General features: G+C 29.6%; 23 protein-coding genes. 15 read left to right on the top strand and 8 right to left on the bottom strand.

The window, feature by feature from the left end:
• Nucleotides 1–16 precede the first annotated feature (16 nt).
• From HN587_03855 to HN587_03845, 3 genes are all read left to right on the top strand, one after another.
• Nucleotides 17–619 (top strand): hypothetical protein, encoded by a 603-nt coding sequence (locus HN587_03855; GenBank protein MBT7902975.1) that lies wholly within the window; start codon nucleotides 17–19, stop codon nucleotides 617–619.
• 111 nt (nucleotides 620–730) lie between these two features.
• The gene (locus HN587_03850; GenBank protein ID MBT7902974.1) at nucleotides 731–1,735 is read left to right on the top strand and encodes a hypothetical protein; all 1,005 of its coding nucleotides are present in this window, start codon (nucleotides 731–733) and stop codon (nucleotides 1,733–1,735) included.
• Between the two features lie 74 nt (nucleotides 1,736–1,809).
• The gene (locus HN587_03845) at nucleotides 1,810–2,301 is read left to right on the top strand and encodes an AAA family ATPase (protein MBT7902973.1); all 492 of its coding nucleotides are present in this window, start codon (nucleotides 1,810–1,812) and stop codon (nucleotides 2,299–2,301) included.
• Here the strand turns inward: HN587_03845 and HN587_03840 are convergent.
• Entirely contained in the window at nucleotides 2,294–3,226 is a 933-nt protein-coding gene (locus HN587_03840; protein MBT7902972.1) for an Lrp/AsnC family transcriptional regulator, read from the bottom strand. The two genes, HN587_03845 and HN587_03840, sit on opposite strands and share 8 nt — an antisense overlap.
• Nucleotides 3,227–3,319: 93 nt before the next feature.
• On the opposite strand from HN587_03840, the gene HN587_03835 reads away from it, so the two are divergent.
• Genes HN587_03835 through HN587_03825 form a run of 3 tightly spaced genes read left to right on the top strand, consistent with a single transcriptional unit; the run spans nucleotide 3,320 to nucleotide 4,533 of the window.
• Entirely contained in the window at nucleotides 3,320–3,817 is a 498-nt protein-coding gene (locus tag HN587_03835) for a hypothetical protein (GenBank protein MBT7902971.1), read from the top strand.
• 29 nt (nucleotides 3,818–3,846) lie between these two features.
• On the top strand, nucleotides 3,847–4,269 hold the full coding sequence (locus tag HN587_03830; GenBank protein MBT7902970.1) for a hypothetical protein: 423 nt from the start codon (nucleotides 3,847–3,849) through the stop codon (nucleotides 4,267–4,269).
• 21 nt (nucleotides 4,270–4,290) lie between these two features.
• Nucleotides 4,291–4,533, top strand: a complete 243-nt coding sequence (locus HN587_03825; GenBank protein ID MBT7902969.1) for a hypothetical protein — start codon at nucleotides 4,291–4,293, stop codon at nucleotides 4,531–4,533.
• Between the two features lie 31 nt (nucleotides 4,534–4,564).
• On the opposite strand, the gene HN587_03820 is transcribed toward HN587_03825, so the two are convergent.
• The 5 genes from HN587_03820 to HN587_03800 are packed head-to-tail and all read right to left on the bottom strand — an operon-like array spanning nucleotide 4,565 to nucleotide 8,198.
• Entirely contained in the window at nucleotides 4,565–5,989 is a 1,425-nt protein-coding gene (locus tag HN587_03820) for a TrkH family potassium uptake protein (GenBank protein MBT7902968.1), read from the bottom strand.
• 35 nt (nucleotides 5,990–6,024) lie between these two features.
• The gene (locus tag HN587_03815; GenBank protein ID MBT7902967.1) at nucleotides 6,025–6,675 is read right to left on the bottom strand and encodes a TrkA family potassium uptake protein; all 651 of its coding nucleotides are present in this window, start codon (nucleotides 6,673–6,675) and stop codon (nucleotides 6,025–6,027) included.
• Between the two features lie 36 nt (nucleotides 6,676–6,711).
• Nucleotides 6,712–7,272: a DUF655 domain-containing protein gene (locus HN587_03810; protein MBT7902966.1), complete on the bottom strand. Its 561-nt coding sequence runs from the start codon at nucleotides 7,270–7,272 to the stop codon at nucleotides 6,712–6,714.
• Between the two features lie 31 nt (nucleotides 7,273–7,303).
• Nucleotides 7,304–7,891 (bottom strand): hypothetical protein, encoded by a 588-nt coding sequence (locus tag HN587_03805; protein MBT7902965.1) that lies wholly within the window; start codon nucleotides 7,889–7,891, stop codon nucleotides 7,304–7,306.
• Between the two features lie 13 nt (nucleotides 7,892–7,904).
• Nucleotides 7,905–8,198 (bottom strand): 50S ribosomal protein L21e, encoded by a 294-nt coding sequence (locus tag HN587_03800; GenBank protein ID MBT7902964.1) that lies wholly within the window; start codon nucleotides 8,196–8,198, stop codon nucleotides 7,905–7,907.
• Between the two features lie 351 nt (nucleotides 8,199–8,549).
• Between HN587_03800 and sepF the strand changes: the two genes are divergently transcribed.
• The 4 genes from sepF (at nucleotide 8,550) to HN587_03780 (ending at nucleotide 10,944) form a co-directional block, all read left to right on the top strand.
• The gene (gene sepF, locus HN587_03795; GenBank protein MBT7902963.1) at nucleotides 8,550–8,960 is read left to right on the top strand and encodes a cell division protein SepF; all 411 of its coding nucleotides are present in this window, start codon (nucleotides 8,550–8,552) and stop codon (nucleotides 8,958–8,960) included.
• A gap of 71 nt (nucleotides 8,961–9,031) precedes the next feature.
• Nucleotides 9,032–9,589, top strand: coding sequence for a ZPR1 zinc finger domain-containing protein (locus tag HN587_03790; GenBank protein MBT7902962.1), 558 nt, complete (start codon nucleotides 9,032–9,034; stop codon nucleotides 9,587–9,589).
• A gap of 64 nt (nucleotides 9,590–9,653) precedes the next feature.
• Entirely contained in the window at nucleotides 9,654–10,427 is a 774-nt protein-coding gene (gene mtnP / locus HN587_03785; GenBank protein ID MBT7902961.1) for an S-methyl-5'-thioadenosine phosphorylase, read from the top strand.
• Nucleotides 10,420–10,944 carry an adenine phosphoribosyltransferase gene (locus tag HN587_03780; GenBank protein ID MBT7902960.1) on the top strand — a complete coding sequence of 175 codons (525 nt, stop codon included), beginning with the start codon at nucleotides 10,420–10,422 and terminating at the stop codon, nucleotides 10,942–10,944. The genes mtnP and HN587_03780 overlap by 8 nt, the downstream gene beginning before the upstream one ends.
• A gap of 4 nt (nucleotides 10,945–10,948) precedes the next feature.
• Here HN587_03780 and HN587_03775 read toward each other — a convergent pair whose 3' ends face one another.
• Nucleotides 10,949–11,725 carry a metallophosphoesterase gene (locus tag HN587_03775; protein ID MBT7902959.1) on the bottom strand — a complete coding sequence of 259 codons (777 nt, stop codon included), beginning with the start codon at nucleotides 11,723–11,725 and terminating at the stop codon, nucleotides 10,949–10,951.
• An 83-nt stretch (nucleotides 11,726–11,808) separates the two neighbouring features.
• Between HN587_03775 and HN587_03770 the strand changes: the two genes are divergently transcribed.
• The 4 genes from HN587_03770 to HN587_03755 all read left to right on the top strand — a co-directional run bounded on the left by HN587_03770 (nucleotide 11,809) and on the right by HN587_03755 (nucleotide 15,595).
• Nucleotides 11,809–13,440, top strand: a complete 1,632-nt coding sequence (locus HN587_03770) for a hypothetical protein (protein ID MBT7902958.1) — start codon at nucleotides 11,809–11,811, stop codon at nucleotides 13,438–13,440.
• A 358-nt stretch (nucleotides 13,441–13,798) separates the two neighbouring features.
• The gene (locus HN587_03765; GenBank protein ID MBT7902957.1) at nucleotides 13,799–14,089 is read left to right on the top strand and encodes a hypothetical protein; all 291 of its coding nucleotides are present in this window, start codon (nucleotides 13,799–13,801) and stop codon (nucleotides 14,087–14,089) included.
• Nucleotides 14,090–14,287: 198 nt separating this feature from the next.
• Complete coding sequence (locus HN587_03760; GenBank protein ID MBT7902956.1) at nucleotides 14,288–14,701, top strand: thioredoxin family protein; 414 nt, start codon at nucleotides 14,288–14,290, stop codon at nucleotides 14,699–14,701.
• A gap of 156 nt (nucleotides 14,702–14,857) precedes the next feature.
• Entirely contained in the window at nucleotides 14,858–15,595 is a 738-nt protein-coding gene (locus tag HN587_03755; protein MBT7902955.1) for a hypothetical protein, read from the top strand.
• A 64-nt stretch (nucleotides 15,596–15,659) separates the two neighbouring features.
• Here the strand turns inward: HN587_03755 and HN587_03750 are convergent, their stop codons facing one another.
• Complete coding sequence (locus HN587_03750) at nucleotides 15,660–16,202, bottom strand: hypothetical protein (protein ID MBT7902954.1); 543 nt, start codon at nucleotides 16,200–16,202, stop codon at nucleotides 15,660–15,662.
• 233 nt (nucleotides 16,203–16,435) lie between these two features.
• Here HN587_03750 and metG point away from each other — a divergent pair, with 233 nt between their 5' ends.
• Entirely contained in the window at nucleotides 16,436–18,877 is a 2,442-nt protein-coding gene (metG, locus tag HN587_03745) for a methionine--tRNA ligase (GenBank protein MBT7902953.1), read from the top strand.
• The last annotated feature ends 146 nt before the right edge of the window (nucleotides 18,878–19,023 follow it).

The raw sequence follows: 19,023 nt of genomic DNA, 5'->3' as shown, positions 1-19,023 counted from the left end.
TAATTTCTTTTTTTTTATGATCCCTGTTTATCAAGTTACTATTCAGGAATATACATTTAAAAAGTTTCGTAAGTCTGGTGGTGTTGTGAATTACTCAGGCACTCCTTGGTTTGGTTTAAAAATTCCTAAAGTTTACTTTAATAACAAACCTGATTTTGATAAAATTGGTTCTCGCATTGATGTTTGTTTGAAACGACATTTTCTTGGTAAGAAAGTTGCAATTAGAGTATTAAGTTCTGATGAACATCCTAAAATGTCAATTGGTGATATGATTAAAATTATTAAGAAACTTGGGCATGATCGTTATGATCCAAATAGGGTTGGAGACAGATATGAAAATATTGAAGGAAAACATATTGATTTCTTCGCATTGGAGTATAAAGTTACTAAAAAAGGAGAATATTTTGCGCAATTTATTGAACCATTTTATTTCTGGCCAATTGCAGATGGTAGAGGTCCTATTCGTGTTAATCTTGCAATAGTTTATGATTTTTCTAAATTAGACGTTGTCGAACATAGGTATAAAGGTCGAGAAAATGAAATTAAGAAAGATGGGTTTGTGTTTAAAGATAGAAATGATATGTCTGGTGCAATATTAGGGATAATTAAGATATTGTGAAACCTGTAAATTGATAACTATTTCTTAGTAGTAATTACAGAAAACTTTATAAATCTCATATTCGTTGCTTGGTATTTATATTATTAAATTTTTATTATGGAGGATTTTAAAATGGGATTAGTTGGAACAGACGCACCTGTTGCGCAAGAAAAAGTAAAATCAGCAGTTGATTTTTATGCAAATTATGGTGCTATGGCAGAAGTATTTGGTTTAGCAAATAGAGTTGCTAGCGAATTAGAATTAAGTTTGATGAATGGTGCGCGAACACCTAGTGTTAGAACTACTCATGAAAATGGATCTCAGTATCTTATGTCTGAGTTAAGATTACCTGGAGCGACAGGATCATCTAAACTAACATTAACAGTTGGAAATCCAGAAACTGGATTTTTTCAAGTTCCAATTATTCAAGTTGCAGAAGGAATTGATCTGATGGTAACTGGAACAATTGGTAAAAAAGGAAAAGCAGAACGTTATGAAACTTCAAAAAAATTATCTGAAACTGTAAAGCCAGAACATAATTTTGAAGGTGCAAAAAGAGTTTATGGAATTGCATTAGTTCCTAAAGTTGAACAAATGGGCGATCAAGTATTTGTTGGATTTACTTATTCGGGAGTTCATTCAGGTGTTGCATCATTATTAGTTAATGGTTTTGGAGTTGAAAGAGGAATTATAAGTTCATTTTCAGAAGCTCCCATTATGATGGAAGACTCAGAAGGTGGAGAAAGATATCTTAAATTAGGAGATATTTTATCTGAAGATCAAGTTGCAAAATATGAAGCATCAGGAGTTGTACCTGGACTTGGAGTGACTGTTTATGGTTTTCGAAAAGAAGCAGTTAGAACTCCTATGTTATCTTTGCAGTCGCTTGGTGGAAGTGATTTAGGTGGCGGTCATATGAAATCATTTGGTGGAGATTTAGGTGCTACTCGAAGTGCTGGTCCTTCTACTGGAAGATTAGGTCTTGAAATTGGGGATGAATCTGATGTTAAATATCAAAAAGCTAGAGGAACAATTACTCGTTTAGAATCAGTTCTTGGATTAAACCTTATTGGAGTTGGTCCTGGAGCAGAATATGAACATGTTGCCGCTCAAGTTAGAGCATTAGTTCCGCGATAAATTTTTTACAATTTTTTTCTATTTTTTTTCTAATTTCATAATCATTAAATAGTTGATTTGATTTATTCTTTATTATGGCTTATTATGTTATCATTAGAGGTCCGTTGGGTTGTGGAAAAACAACTATTGCAAAGGAAATATGCGCAAGAATTGGAGCAAAATATTTCTCAGTAGATGAAATTTTATCAACACATGATTTAGAAAATGATCGTGAAGAAGGATATATTTCTCAAAAGAGTTTTATTAAGGCAAATGATATTTTAGTTAAATTAGCAAAACCTTTTTTAGAAAAAGGAATGAATGTTATTTTTGACGGTAATTTTTATTGGAAATCACAAATTGAAGATTTACAAAAGAAACTAAAATTTGGTGGGCAAGTATTTACATTAAAAGCAACACTAAATCTTTGTATAACTCGCGATAAAAATCGAGAAAAAACATTAGGAGTTGGTGCTGCGAGTGTAGTTTATACAAAATCAACAGAGTTTGATTATGGGAATTTAGTTGATGTGAGTCAACCCATAGAAAAATGTGTTCGAGAAATTATTGAACAACTGCCTAAATAGGGCACAAGTTTATTTCTATATCTTCAAATATTGGAATGATTTCATGAGAATTTAAAATACTAAATTTATTTTTTAAATCAATAAGGATATTTTGTAATTCTTCATTATTATTTGCTTTAATTTGTAAGTTTAACCCCCATTGGCCATATAATTTGATTGCTTGGGTTATGGTTGGAATTTGAGCGATATAATTGATTAATGATTTCTCTTCTGAACGAGAGTAGTTTTGAAATGAAAATAAAACTGTGAATGATTTAAGTTTGGGAGATTCAAGAAAAAGTCTATATCCTAAAATTATTTTTTTTTGTTCTAATGATTTAATGCGGTTAAGAATTGTTTTGTAACTAACTGCATATTTTTTTCCTAATTCTACTGAAGACATCCTACAATTATCTTTGATTTCTTTAATTATTTCTAAATCTAATTTGTCTACATCTATTCTTTGATCATTGCAGCTGTAGTGAATAATTACGTCATCTTTGTTAAAATATTTATGTTTGTAAAGAAAATAGTCAGTTCCGTAATTTGATGAATATTCTTTAATTAGTCCTGGAAATTTAGTATTTAATGCATCGATAAATGAGTCGTGAATTTGAAAATTAAAAACAAATAAGACAATAAGTAAATCATATCTTCCTCCAACTCTTGCAGTCCAGTAAATTCCTTTTTGTTTTTTTAAATAAGAAAATATTTCTTTGTTAGAATATTTATTACTAAAAGTAAAAAAAATTCGGTAGTGTTCTTGTTTTAATGAATTTAGATTGATGATTGTTCCAAATTTTTTTATTTGTCCAGATTCAATCATTCGTTTGATTCTATAATCTGCAACTTGTTGAGAAATTCTAAGTTTTTTAGATAATTTTGTTAGTGGTACTTTTGGATTTTTATCTAATTCTTGGATGATTTTCTGATTAATTTTGTCCATTTATTGTATGTTGGAAGTATTATTTAAATATGTTTCTATTTTACAAAGATTTTTTTGGGAGAGTTTAATTTATATCTTGTTCTGTTGATTGGTATGAAACGAATTTATTCAACAAAAGGTTTAACAAAATTGTTTGATGCAGAAATGCAAATTTGGCAAGCAGATCCGTTAATTGCTGGGGGGTATGTTGATGCACGTGTTAAATTAGTTTGGGGTGGAAGACATAAATCTGTTGTGGGATTTAAACCGATTTTTTTAGGTTATGTTCATGGGAGTAAACGAAATGTCTTAGAAAAGTATAGAATAGAATTTTATTCTGGAACTTTTGATTCTAACATTGCAGTTTCAAATGATCAACCTGAAGCATCTAATTTAGAATTTGAGGGACGAGAAGTTGAAACAGATTATAGGTTTAGTATGTTAGATTTAGCTGATGATGTTGACTATGGTAGTTCTGATTGGGGTGTTGATTGTGACGTAGATGAAGGAGTGGAATTAGTTAATATTGAGGATATTTTGAGTGGTTTTTTTGAAGAGATTGATTTGAGCGAATCTTTGGATGCGCGATTTAGTATGTTGGACATAGATTAATTAAAAATAAATTTTAAGGAGATGTTAAAATGAAAATAGCAATACTTGGAGCGATGGAACCTGAGGTAAAAGCATATGGGCATATGCACAAACATGGTCATGAAGTTTATGTGGGATACACAGGAGTTGGAAAGACTGCTGCTGCAATGAATACTCAAAGAGTAATTAGTGAATTCAAACCTGATGCAATTATTTTTTCAGGAGTTGGAGGTGCGTTGGAATTAGGGTTGGAAATTGGAGAATTAGGGATTGTAGATGCAGCAATTGATTGTGAAATGGATGTGCAATCTTGGGATAAAAGTTATCAAAGAGGAGAAATTCCATTCACTCATGAACGAGTTTTTAGATCAGATAAAAAATTGATTGATTTAGCAATTGAAGCTTCTGAAGATACTTTTGATGCATATTCAGCTACTGGATCTCAATTTTTGGATGCTGAAAGTAAATATTAATTAAATGAATTGGGTGGAGAATTGGCAGGAGTGATTGATGGTGTTTTTCGTAGACCGAATTTATACAATATGGAAGATTCTGCAGTTTTACAAGTTTGTAATGCAAATAACGTTCCTGCAGTAATAATTAGGGCAGTAAGTGATACTGTTGAAGGTGAAGCTGCAGAAGATTTTAATGCATTTATTGATGGTGCAGTAGATAATTATGTTCATATAGTAAATTATATGTTAAAAAATTTAAATGAGAATTATTTGAGAATTTAAGAAATAATATAACTTTATTAAAATTATTTTTTTATTTTTTAAATATTTTATACACTAAAATTAATAATGGGAATATTTCTAGTCTTCCAAGAAGCATAAGAATCATTAAAATATATTTTCCAACCCAAGGAATTGTGGCAAGTGACATAGATTGTAATCCTACAGTTCCAAGAGCTGAAAAAACTTGAAAACTAGAATTAAAAAAATCAAAACCCATAACCATAAACATTAAAATTCCAAAACTTAAAAATAAAATATATGCAAAGAAAAAAACATAAGTCCATAAAGCACTTTCTTCATCGATTGCTTCACCTTTAATTTTTAATGGGATTATCGCATTAGGAGGAGAGGTTAATTTTTTAATTTTCCAAGGAATAGATTTGAGTAACAACCAAATACGATAAGTTTTAATTCCTCCTGCAGTGGAACCTGTGGCACCTCCAATAACCATACAAATCATAACTAGAAAAATAAGCATTTGAGGATATAAAATCCATTCAACGTGAGGAGTTATTGAAAATCCAGTTGTCGTAAGTGAAGAAATGATTTGAAAAATAACAATTTTTACATCTCTTAAAAACATAAATGCAATTGCACAAAAACAAAATAAAATTAAAAAGAAAAATCTAAATTGCGTTTTTTCAAAAGCTTCTTTAAATTTCTTTTTGAAAATTTTTTGATGAAATACATATGATGTTGCACCAAGAATCATTAGTAAACTAATTATTCCTAGTTGAAATGGATTTTGATAAAATGAATTAGTAACCGAAAATCCTCCTGTAGAAATTGCAGTGAATGCTATTGATAATGCTTCAAAAATGCTAAGGCCTGTAGCCCATAAAAGTAAAAATCCTCCAAATGTAAACATTAAATAAATTTGAATTGTTTTTGTAATTGATTCACGTTGACTAACATCTGATTTGTGAATTGAAGCATTTGCGTGAAATAAATTTGAAATAGAACTAATTTTCATATTAGTGCTCGATGAATTTGATTTATCACTTCTTAAAAAATCAAACATAAACAAAAATAAAATAACAATTCCAAGACCTCCAATCCATTGAGTTTGAGCTCTCCAAAGCAAAACACTTTTGGGTAATAATTCAACATTATCAAAAATACTTAAACCAGTTGTAGTAAATCCTGAGACTGATTCAAATAAAGCGTCATTAAAATTATAATTTGTGTGCGGTAAAAAGGTGGTTGCACTAAGAATTGAAATTAAAATAAAAGAAAGCGCAGTTAATGCAAATGCTTCAGTAATTCCGAACGTATTATTTTTATCTTTTTGAAGTTTAATTTGTAATAATAAAACTCCTGGTAATGCGAATGCAAGAATTGAAATAAAATGCCACAATAAATTTTCTTTAAAAAATATTGCACTAATTAACGGAATAATTCTAAGAAGAGATGTCAATAAAAGAAAAAATCCAAGATATTTTAAAATTAACCTCATTTTTTAATTTTTTTTGTTTTTAATTTAAATTTAGTTTAGGAGTCTCCCAATAATAATTTTTTAATTTTTGGTAAGTCTTTAGATTTAAGTGTGATAATCAATAAATCCCCTTCTTTAATTTGAGTGTCAGGTTTTGGAATGATTAAATCACTATTACGATAAATTGCACCAATAATTGCTGATTTAATAACTGCAGGAGTCATATCAATTGCTTTGCTATTATTTCCAACTGTAATAGTTATTACTTGAACATCTCCTTTACCAAGAGTTAGAATAGTTTTTTCTTCACGTAGGTCTGTTAAGTTACGTTTAATTGCAGAAACTACGCTTGAAACTGAAGAGACTGCAGAAACTTCCATTTTATTAAATAATTCTTCATTGCCGGCAGTATTAACTCGTGCAATAATTTTTGCTACTTCTGATTCTTTTGCAATCTCACAAATCATAACATTTGTTTTATCATCACCCGTTGCTGCAATAATTGCGTCACAAGTTTCAATGCCCGCTTGTTTTAGAATGCTCATATCACTAGCATCACCATGAATAACTAATGCTGTAGAATTATTAGCAATTTCTTTTGCTGTATCTTCAACAATTTCAACAATCACTACATCATATTTTTCAGCAGTAAGAACGCTTGCAATAGTTTTACCTATTTGACCTGCACCAGAAATAATTACTTTCATAATTCACCCTCTTTTTAATAATAAAAACTATAAAAATTAATCTACAAATAATTTATGTTTTTCTTTATCTTCAAGTTCTAATAGAACTCTTTTAAGAACAACTTTTTCAGGATCAGGAATTAATTTAACTCGACTTTTAAGATCTTCAAAACTTTTGAATGGATCTCCTTTTCTTTCTTCTAAAATTGCCCACATATGTTTTTTACCAAGTCCAGGTAAAAGTTCAAGTTGGTGCATTCTAGTAGTTAATGGTCTTGCTGTATTAAAAAACTCAACAAAATCCGCTTCTTTATCTTTTATTAAATCTTGAACAATGTATTCTACAGTAGATCTTGCAGTAGAAGTTAATTTACTATAAGGAATTTTTCCAGTAATGTGGTGAATTTCTTCACGTTTACCTTCTCCAATGTATACTTCTTGATTTGGTTGTAAAAAAACGTCTTTTTTTGGAACTAGTTCTAGTAAAGTAAAATGTTTTTTGCCAATACCCTGGCCGATTGGAGTTTTACGATGAGATGGTCTTGAATCAAACGCATACCCATTAGGTAAAAAGTCCAAAATTACTATTTCTTCTTCACGTTCTCGTCTAATTTCCATTTTATTATTTTTCCATTAAGATAAAAATGATTTATTCTTTAGCTTTTTCTTCTTTTTTAGCTTCAGGTTCTTCTTTTGTTTCTGCTTCTTCTACTACTTTATCTTCTTCAACTGGTTTTGTTTCTGCGTCTTCTTTTGTAGTTTCTTCTTTGTCTTCAGTTTTTTCTTCTGTAGTTTCAGGTTCTTCTTTTGTTTCTGCAACTTCTGAATCTTTTTCGTCTTCAACAGTTTTTGTTTCTTCTGGTTTAGGCACTGGTTTTTTCCTAGGAGGATTTTCTTTTACAAAAGTTGCAATTGTATCTGCAATTTTTTTCAAATTCTCTTTAGCAATACTTACAGGATAGCCTTGTAACACAGTTTTAACTTCTTCATCAGTTTTAGATAAGACATCAACCAGTTTAACTATGTGTTCTGGTTTTAATCTAGGAACTTCAAGCTCTTTAATTTTTTTGAATAATTCAGCAGTTTGCTTTTCTGTATATTCAACAAACATGTTAAGGAATTCTTCAGTATGTTGCGCTCTAAAGTTAAGTTCAGAATCTCTTTCTTTAATCATTTTCAGAGTTTCTTTTACTTCGCTCATGGAAATAGGATTTTCGTCTAAAATTTTTGGATTCATTTTTTTATTAACCTTAAGCTATTTTTTTCAAATGTACTGGATGAACGATTAACATCTTTGCTTTGTTGAAATCTTTGATTGCAATTTCATAACACTTGCCACGTTTGCTTTTAACAACACCTGCTTTACCATGGAATCTTCTAAAATACATTCCTTTTTGATAAGCTGGCTCTGCAAGTAATTGGACTGTATCTCCCGCAACAAGTTCTTGGAAAAATTTGGAAATGCTAATTTTACCTCTACTTCTAACCGGTTTTTTGAATTTATTTCTTGTTTTTCTTCTTGCTCCACCAATTCTTTGTACCATTTTAATTCCTCTATATTAGTGTATTTTATAGTTAAATTAATAGTATTTATTATAATTATAAATACTAAAATCTCTTCTATTTTTTAAATAAAACTTGCCGTCCTATAAAAAGGTTTCGAATCATAGTTTATTTATAAATCAAATTCGGGTTGTTTTCCCATTATGGGCTCATTTTAGTTTTTTTAAGCCTTGTTCTTTTCTAATTTCGCTTGTTTGGCGCTTTTAGTGTTAGTAACATCGAGTGATACAAAAAAAGAGAAAAACGAAACTTTTAAATATAAAGATAAAATGTATTTCTGTTAGTTTAATCTTACTAATTATACTGTAAAAAGAGTAGGGAGGGTAAAAAAGATGGGTTTTTTAGACAAATTAAAAGGGAAGCTCTCAGCAAGTTCTGATGACTTTGAACCAACAACACATGGAGATGATTATGTTGAAATCACGCCTGATTCAGGTACTGAAAAACATTCTAAAATTATAATTAGACCATTCGTAATTGAAGAATTTAGTGATGTTAAAGGAGTACTCGATGCATTAAGAGAAGGATATACTATAGCACTCGTAAATATTAGACCATTAAAAGATAAAGATTTGGTAGAATTAAAGCGAGCAGTAAATAAACTTAAGAAAACATGCGAAGCAGTGGAAGGAGATATTGCTGGATTTAGTGATGATTGGATCGCGGTTACTCCAAGTTTTGCTAGCATTTATCGAGAAAAAACTCCTCCTGTTAAAAACATGGAAATGGATGACGATTATTAATTTTTTTAAATTTTTTTCTTTAAATTTTTTTTTAGTAAAATATTTAAACCAAAACTAATTCTACAATTGATATGAGTGAAGATGAAAAAAAATTAGACTTAAAACCGGTTGAACCTCCCGAAGTTGTAGGTGGTGAACTTTGTCCTATATGTAATACAAAAAACCTAGTTTTGCGTGAAGAAGAATTAGAAATTCCTTTCTTTGGGAATGTTTATGTGTTTTCAATGACTTGTAGTAATTGTAAATTTCATAAAGCAGATTTGGAATGTAAAGAAAAACGAGAGCCTGCAAAATATACTTTGGTAATTGACTCTGAAGAAGATATGAAAATTAGAGTTGTAAGAAGTTCTGAAGCAGTAATAAAATTACAAAGAATTGGCTCAATTGAACCTGGACCTGCAGCACAAGGATTTATTACTAATGTTGAAGGAATAATTAATAGGATTCAAAAACAAGTAGAACTTTTGAAAGAATCAGAAGATGATAATACCATTAAGAAAAAAGCAAAAAATGTTATTAAAAAATTAGGTCGAATTAAATGGGGACAAGATAGCGCAACACTCGTTATTGAAGATCCTAGTGGAAATAGCGTAATTATTTCTGATAAAGTTAAAAAAAGTAAATTGTAAATATTTATTTTTTTATTAATTTTTAATTTAAATTTGTAATTAAAGTTTTAGGGTGTTTTTTTTGATAAAAATTGGTTTAATAGGTGGTTCTGGACTTGATAATCCTAATATTTTGAATTCTATTGAAGAAATTGATATTGATACTCCTTATGGAAAACCAACAGCTATAATTAAAAAAGGAGAAATTAATGGAGTAACTGTATTAATTTTAGCAAGACATGGAATTAATCATCAGTATTCTCCAACGCAAGTTAATTATCGTGCAAATATTTGGGCGTTAAAAGAACTTGGATGCACTCATATTTTAGCTACGACTGCTGTTGGAAGTTTGCGTGAAAAAATTGGCAGAGGAGATTTCGTTGTACTGGATCAGTTTATTGATTTCACGAAACATAGAAAAATTACTTTTTATGATTCTTTTGAAAAAGAAATGGCACATCCTCCTATGGCAACTCCGTTTGATAATTCGTTACGAACTTTGTTAATTGAATCTTGTTCTGAATTAGATTTTAGGTGTCATAAAACTGGAACTGTTGTTACCATAGAAGGACCTAGATTTTCAACAAAAGCCGAAAGTCACATGTTTAGATTGTGGGGTGCTGATGTAATAAATATGTCTATTGCGCCTGAATGTATTCTTGCAAACGAACTTAAACTTCCTTATTCTGCTGTCGCAATGTCAACTGATTATGATTGTTGGAAAGAAGATGAAGAAGCAGTAACTTGGGAATCAGTATTAAAAATTTTTAAAGATAATGCATCAAGGGTTACAGATCTTCTTTTAAAAACTATAAGTAAAACTAATAAATTAGACCAAAAAGGTGAGTTACATGATTAAATCTAAAATAAGAACAATACATAATTATCCTAAACAGGGAATAATGTTTAGAGATATTACAACTTTATTAAAAGATCCTAATGGGATGAGACAATTAATTGATGATCTTGTTCAACGTTACATTGGAGTTAAAATTGATTTGATTTGTGGAATTGAAGCAAGAGGATTTATTTTAGGTGGTGCATTAGCGCATCAAATGGGCTTAGGTTTTATTCCAATTAGAAAAAAAGGTAAACTGCCGTCAAAAACAATTTCTCAAGAATACTCGCTTGAGTATGGGACCGATACAATAGAAATTCATGAAGATGCATTAAGTTCAGGTCAAAATATTTTGATTGTTGATGATTTGTTGGCAACGGGAGGAACATCACTTGCTGCTGCAAAACTTGTCGAAAAATTAGGTGCAACTGTTGTCGAACTTGCATTTATTGTTGACTTGCCTGAAGTGGGTGGGAGAAAAAAACTTATTGATTCTGGTTATATGGTTTTTTCACTTTGCGAATTTGAAGGTGAGTAAATTTTTATTTTTTTATTAAATTCTTAATTTTTCCAAAGTTATAAACTTGATCTCCTATAATATATACGTTAAAGTTTTTGAGATTGACAGTTTTTAGAATTGGACTAAGAAGTTTTTCTTTGATTACATCAGTTCCTTCTGTTACTAAATTAAAACTTGGGAGAGTGATTAGATCGATTTTTTTTAGCAAGGTCAGTTGATATTTTCCGTATAGGAAACATTTGAATTTTTCTGTTCGAGTAGGAGTTGATAGTGAGATTGCAGTATGTTCGTGACCAATAATTGTTGTAGTAATTTTAGTATTGTTTTCTTTAACTAATTGTTTGATTAATAATTTAATTGGTTTATCTCCATGAATAATTAATGTGTTGTTGAATAAAAAATAAGGTTTAGTTGTTAAGTGTCTTTTTCTTGAAATATGTTGTAAGGTTGTATCGTGATTTCCTTTAATTAAAATTAATTCTTCACATTCTTTTTTTAAGAAATCGATTAACTTTAAAACATCTCGCCATTCATCTTCTCCAATAATTCCAAAGTTGTGCTTAAGATCTCCATTAATTATAATTTTGTTTATGTTGTTTTTGGATTTTCTTTTTTTTATTGTTTGGATAATTTTTTTAAGTCTTAAAATCAAATCTTTAAAATGAAATTTTGGAATTAATATCCCCTGTTTTGTTAGCGCTTCTTCAAAACCCATATGTAAATCTGCGATTATTAAAAATCCTTGATTGGGCATCCAAAGTGCGAGATCAATAATTTCAAAATCTTTTGTTATTAGCATATTTTTTGGTTGAGTTTTGTTGTTTATAAATTATGATTGTATTGAAGATAAGTTTTTTTAAATGCTGCTCCATTATTTTTAGCTTGGTGGGACTTGAAAAATTAACGAAACAAGAAATTCGAGAAATAATTGAATACAAACTAGATTTACTTTCATCTTTAAATTTATTCGAATTGGGAACTATTGATGATATTATGGCTGAAACATATTCTGAAGTTGATATGTATAATCAAGTTTTTACGTTGTTAGAAAATGATGATCAGTTAAGTTGTGGACAATTAGCAAGTCTTGTTGGGTCTAATAGATTTATTGTTCATAATTGGGTGAATTGCGGTAGAAAACCTTTTTTGTTAGCTAAACCAAGACTTTATTCTAGAACACAATTCGATCCGTTGAAGGATTGCGAATCAATTGTAAAATTAATGGCTATTTCTTCTGCAGTTCGCAGATCTGTTAAAGAAAAAAAGTTTAGATTTGAATTTGGTAGTAAGGGTGTTGCGCGTTATTTTGTAATTCCATTTTTTGATGTTTTTTCTACAGTTCCTGAATTCAGTGATTTGAGGGGAGGAGTCAAAATTGAATTTAGTTCAAGTCCTTTTTTAGATTATTTTAATGAACACACAATTAATAATCAAGTAATTCCTTGGCATTTGTTAGATTCTCTTGAAAAAAAAAGCACATATTTTCAATACTTTTTTTTGAAACGAGGGGGATTTGCATTTGAAGGAAGTAGAAAAAATCCTAAAGGAAGAATTGGAATAAATTTTAAAGGTAATCCTTCGTTGCGAAATGATTTTGGAGTTTTGTTATTTGATTTAGGATTAATTCCTCAGGTTCATTCAGAATATGTGGATATTGGAGATTATTCAGATTTGCAAAAGATTTTACGTTCTGGGTGGTGTTTAGATCCTGAAAAAAAAACAGGTTTGAATCTTATTGCTAAACGTCGAAAATCAGATCGAAGAGTAAATCATAATCAGTTTTTAAATTTAATTAGAATGTATCAATCAGGTGAAATTGCGCAGGCAGATGCAATAAAAGTATTATCTCAAAAATTAGGTTTTAGTTCGAGTAGGACTGCTGATTATTTGAGTTTGTTGGAAGGCACACGAGTTCCTAAAAAAGTTAGACGGTTTTTGGAAATTGTTGAATTGTCAAATCAAGGTCCTAATCGAGATTTAGTAGTTGCTTTGTATAATCAAGGAGTAAGTCCTGCATTATCAAGAAGATATGCTGAGCAAATTTCTTGCGATACGTATCAACAAATTAAATCTGGGAAGTTAGTTCATTTTCAAAAATCTGAACTTGATTTTTATGTTGCAGTGGATGTTATTGCTTGGTTGAGCTTTGGAAATAATCTAGTTGAAGATAAATTGGAATCTAAGGTTAATTATTCTGGCCAATTATCTGATAAGTTAGAAGTTGCTCGAAAAAATAATGAGCATACTTATTATGATTTAGAAGTAATGTTTAATATGTATGTTGGACCTGAATCTCTTACATCAGATACTCTTCGTAGAAGAAAACATTTTTATTTATATCAAATGATGCGAGCACACCCTCGATTTGAACAGACTGTAAGTGTTGTTGATGGTCGACTTTGTGTAAAAGATTCAAATATTGATTTGGCAGAAATGATTTTAGGTGCAGTACATAGAAAAAAATTGCGTTTTTCTGATGCTTTAGGTGAAACTGAGAAATATTTTAGTTCTTAAATTTTAGTTTAGTATTATATTTAGTTCTATAATGTATATAAATCATTAATAAATAAGTTAATCTGTTACTTCTTATTTGTGATGACATTAAAGGATTTATTTTAATTTTTTTTGGAAGATTTGTTTATTTTCTTATTTTGAATGAATTTTTCGTGCAAATGCTTAAATTATTAAAAATATATTTGGTAATTATTATTTAATGACAAATTAACGAGGATGAATACATTATGGATTTAGGAAAACGTGTTGAAGTATATTTCGGAAAACCTTTGCCTGTTGAGGCTGAAGTTGGCGATGATATAATGAGTAAATTTTAGCTGCTGAAAATGCATTTACTGCAGTTTTTGTTCGAAATGATTTGCCGCAAAATACTCATGATGAGGCAGGTGATTTATTAGTTCGAAGATTAGGTAGTCATAGTGCGTTGGCAGAAGAAGGAAAAGGATATGCGAGACCATATATTATTGATTTAGAAACTGGAAAGTTAACTTGTAGAGTATTTAATCAAATTCCAGGAGATGTAAACCCTGCTAGTTTGAAAGGAACTGGTTTTGGAGTTGGTGGAGTTTTCTTTGGACGAGAAGTTGCAGAACCAATTTTAGGCGCATTAGTTGAAATGGGTTATGAAATTGTACGAAAGTATGAGTAATTTAATTTTCTTTTTTTTTAATTTCTTTATTTTTTTATTTCTTGTTATGATAAGTTTTAATCAATGCTTATTGGAACAATTATTTTCTATATTGAAAAAAAAGATATTGATTAAATGTTTTAAGATTGAGAATTTTTGACTTATTGTTAATTTTTTAAAAGGTAAAGCATAAATATTAGATTTAATTTTATTGCATGTATGAAATCAATAAAAATAATTTTAATGTCGTTAATGATAGTATCTTTAATATTTTTAATTGGGTGTGGTGGTAAACCTTCTGGAGATTTAATAAAAATACAAGATGCAGGTTTTTTAACAATAGAACAATGCCAAGTCCGAGGGCTTCAAGATAAAGTGCTGATGATAGAATCAAAGTATTGCAGTCATTGTGAGGCAACACTTCCTGATTTTATTCAAGCTTGTGCTGAAAAAGGAGTTGAACCAGAAATTTTAGATGTTTCAGTTTCTAAGAATCGACAAAAAGTTTATTCCTATGGGCTTGATTATGTTTATACTCCGACATTTGTTTTTGGGTGCAATTATTACATTGGAGCCATGCCAAAAACTCAATATTTGAGTTTACTCGATAAGTTTTTAGCAAGTCAAAACTAATTAAAAAATTTATTTTAATTTTTTTTATTTCTATTGCTGTTTGATATATTGGATGAGTGTGCTTGAATACCTATGTGTTTTAAACTATTTTAATTGCAGTAAAAAATGTTGTAATCAGGGATAAAAATATAAATAAAAACACATTTAATCTTTTTTATGTCTTATAAAAGAGGGTTTAAACGCATATTATTTATTTTAACTTTCATGATTTTACTTATTTCTTTAATTAGCTTATTTGGTTGCAATCAAAATGCAGTTGAGCAAATGGAAACTCAAGCAGATGTGGATTCTATTGATCTTGAAGAAGACTCTGAAGAAACTGAATCTAGTTTAACTGCTGCGGATATTGCAAAATTAAAGGGAATAAAATCTGTGCCTGAAGAATGCAATGATCGTGACGATGATTTAGATGGTGAAATTGACGAAGAATTAACTAGGGAATGTGGGAACTTATCTGTTGGTGCATGCTCAACTGGTACTCAATATTGTGCATCTGGACTTTGGAGTAATTGCGAGGGTGAAATTACGCCAGTATTGGAAAGTTGTAGTAATAAAATTGATGATGATTGTGACGGAGAAATAGATGAAGGATGTTTGTGCGTTGTATCATTTAGAAATAATTATGGTAAAAGTAATCATATGGTTCATGATTTTTTAATAAAATTAAAAGCAAATAAATATTCTGATATGGTGTTAAAAGAATATGTTGTTACTGAGAAAGATAATGTTGAACTACTTGAAACATATAAAACTAAGCACGGGATTAATTTTGATTTTTTACCTTTAACTTTTGTTGGTGATAAATATGTTAAAGGATTTGGTTCAGAACAAATTTCAGGAAAAGAAATTTTAGATTTAATATCTACTTGTGATGATTGTGGATGTAGTGAATAAAAAAATTAAATAAAATAATTTAGTTTAGATTTTGTTCTTTTTTTATTAATGTGATTTTTTATTTTTAATAGGGTCTATATTTTATCCTATCAGGTTTTTCAATTCTGGCTGTAGGCTCATAAGCTTTTTTATCTGTTGTGTGCCAACGAACATACTCTAAATTTACTACGTGAGTTCTAACGGTAACTTCCCCTTTTACATCTTGTAAATCTACAATTATGCCTCCTAAAAAACTGTCCTGATCAACATTGTAAAAACTCATATTTTGTTGAGCTTGAAACGTGTTAGAATTTGTTACTTTTAATTCAAGAACTATTTCGCCTAACGTTAAATAAACTTCAGAATTTCTTGTTTTAGTACATTCTCCTTTTTTAATCATTCGAGAAATGTATTGTTGTTTAGATTCTTTACTAGATTTATATCCTTTTTTTGATCCAGTTAAAAAATCAATCACCCCTCTATTCTGTTCTGGAAAGTTATTTGTTTGCGTTCCACCAATATTCCAAACAAGGGTATCAATTCCTGTTTGTTGTGCTGATTCTAATCTTTGTTTTGCATCTTCCATATCTGATTCATCCATCAAATCAAGTGCTAACCATGCAGTCATTTTTATCGCCCGTAATTATTTTTTTTAATTTTTTTGTGCTTTAACACAAAACAAATAATTGGGTAATATGATTTAATAATTGCATTATCTAAAATTGCGTGAAACTCTATGTTTTATCTTTTTTTTTAGATATTTGGTGGTATTTCAAGGAATATTTTATTCTTATATGAATTAAGGTTTTGTTCATATTACAATAACTTTTATAAATATAGAGTCCATTTCTTAATTTTAAAATGGTAGAAGAAAACCAACCAAAACAAACAACAGAAGAAAAAGCAACAGAGACACAACAAAAAGTAACAACAGAAACAGAATTTAATGCTGCAGAACAACTTGAATCAGGAGAAGTTGAAAGTTTAGATTTAGCGCAAGCTGAAATGGAAAATTCAATGCCTGCAAAAGTGAATAAAGCAGAGTTAAGTGATAATTCAGCTCAGGAAACTGCTGAGTTAGATAATAATGAAGAAAAAATGATGGGAACTATGGTTGGAAAAGTGAATAAAGAACGAAAAAAAGTACTAATTACAAGCGCGTTACCTTATGTAAATAATGTGCCTCATTTAGGAAATATAATTGGATGTGTTTTAAGTGCAGATGTGTTTGCAAGATTTTGTCGATTAAAAGACTGGGACACATTATATATTTGTGGAACTGACGAACATGGAACTGCAACAGAAACAAAAGCAATTGAAGAAGGACTAACTCCTAAACAAATTTGTGACAAATATTATGCAATACACAAACAAGTTTATGAGTGGTTTGGATGTAGTTTTGATGCATTTGGAAGAACGTCTGCTGAGAACCACAAAGATATGACTCAATCCTTGTTTAAAAAATTATATGCAAATGGACTTATTTCAAAAAATGATGTAGAACAATTATTTTGTGAAAACTGTGATAAGTTTTTATCTGATAGATTTGTAGAAGGTGAATGTCCTCATTGTAATTCTGATAAGGCAAGAGGCGATCAATGCGACAGCTGTGGGAAATTATTAAATGCAGTTGAATTAATTGATCCGAAATGTAAAACTTGTGGGGCAGAACCTACTCTGAGAGTATCAAAACATTTATTTTTAGATTTACCTAAAATGCAAAAACAACTCAATGAATGGGCTGATATGCAGATGGATTTAGGTGATTGGCCAGTTAATGCAAGACGAATAACAAAAGCTTGGTTAAAAGAAGGACTAAAAGAGCGATGTATTTCAAGAGACTTAAAATGGGGTGTGCCTATTCCTTTAGATGGATATACTGATAAAGTATTTTATGTTTGGTTTGATGCTCCAATTGGATATATTTCAATTACTCAAAGTGTTCGACCTGACTGGAAAGAATGGTGGTCAAATCCGGATATAAAATTATATCAATTCATGGCAAAAGATAATGTTGCATTTCATTCAATAATATTTCCTGCAACTCTTATGGGAACTAATGATTCGTGGAATTTAGTGTATCACTTAGCATCAACAGAATACTTGAATTATGAATCTGGAAAGTTTTCAAAGAGTTACAAACAGGGAGTTTTTGGAGATGATGCAATAAGTACTGGAATTAAACCTGATGTTTGGAGATATTATCTTTTAATTAATCGACCAGAAAATTCAGATACTCAATTTACTTGGAAAGATTTTCAAGAAAAAAATAATAATGAATTGTTGGCTAATTTAGGTAATTTTGTAAATCGAGCATTAACATTTACTAAAAAAAGTTTTGAAGGAAAAATTCCTGAAGTTAAGTTAGAAATAATTGATAAAGAATTTATTTTTGAAATAAATAAAAATTTAATGGAATTAAATCAACATTTAGAAGCTGTAAAGTTGAAAGATGCACTAAGAACTATAATGCATATTTCCCGACTAGGAAATCAATACTTTCAAACTCAGGAACCTTGGGCTGCAATAAAAACAGACATATCAAAAGCGTCAACTACTCTCGCGATTTGCACTAATTTAGTTAAATTATTAGGTGTTATTGTTCAGCCGTTTTTACCTTTCACTTCAAAAGAAATTGGAGTTCAATTAAATATGGATTTAAGTAAAGAAAGTTGGCCACTTGAATTTTTTATTGAAAATTGTGGGCATGAAATTGGTGAACCAAAAGCCATGTTTAGTAAACTTGAAGATGATTTTATATTAGAACTTCAAACCAAATTTTCTGGAGATCAACAAATAAAAGACGCAACTAATGAACGAAAACAATATGATTTATTTGTGGCAGTTGATTTAAGAGTTGGAAAAGTTATTAGTGTAAATGATCATCCTGGTGCAGAAAAATTATATATTCTGAAATTAGATTTAGGATCAGAAGAACGACAACTAGTTGCAGGACTTAAAGGACATTTGTCTAAAGATGAAATTTGTGGCAAAAAAATAGTTATAGTTAGTAATTTAAAACCTGCAAAACTTAGAGGAGAACTAAGTCAAGGAATGATTCTTGCAGCAGAAACCAAAGAAAAAGTTGTACTTGTTCAAGCAGTTGATGCAGAACTTGGCGAAAGAGTTTTTGTTAAAGGAGTTGAATCTAAACCAGTTAAAGATTTAGATATTAAAGAATTTGCAAAAATTAATTTAACAACTGATTCTGATGGTCAAATTGTGTCTGAAGAAGGAATTTTAGAAACCGAAACAGGAGACGTTGTTGCTAAAGGAATTGGTTCTGGTGCAACGATAAGGTAAAATTTGTTTTAAAAAATAATTTATTTATTTTTTTATTTCATTTTTTCTTTTTTTATTAAAAGGTAGTTAATATGGTATTAATAATAGTTTTTTTACTATTTATAATAATATTTATAAATGATAAATGATCTAACCATGTAAATCAG

This window comes from Candidatus Woesearchaeota archaeon, from assembly GCA_018675335.1.
In the GTDB taxonomy this organism is placed as follows: Archaea; Nanobdellota; Nanobdellia; order Woesearchaeales; family UBA11576; genus JABJCP01.
This window is presented reverse-complemented; position numbering and strand designations above follow the sequence as displayed.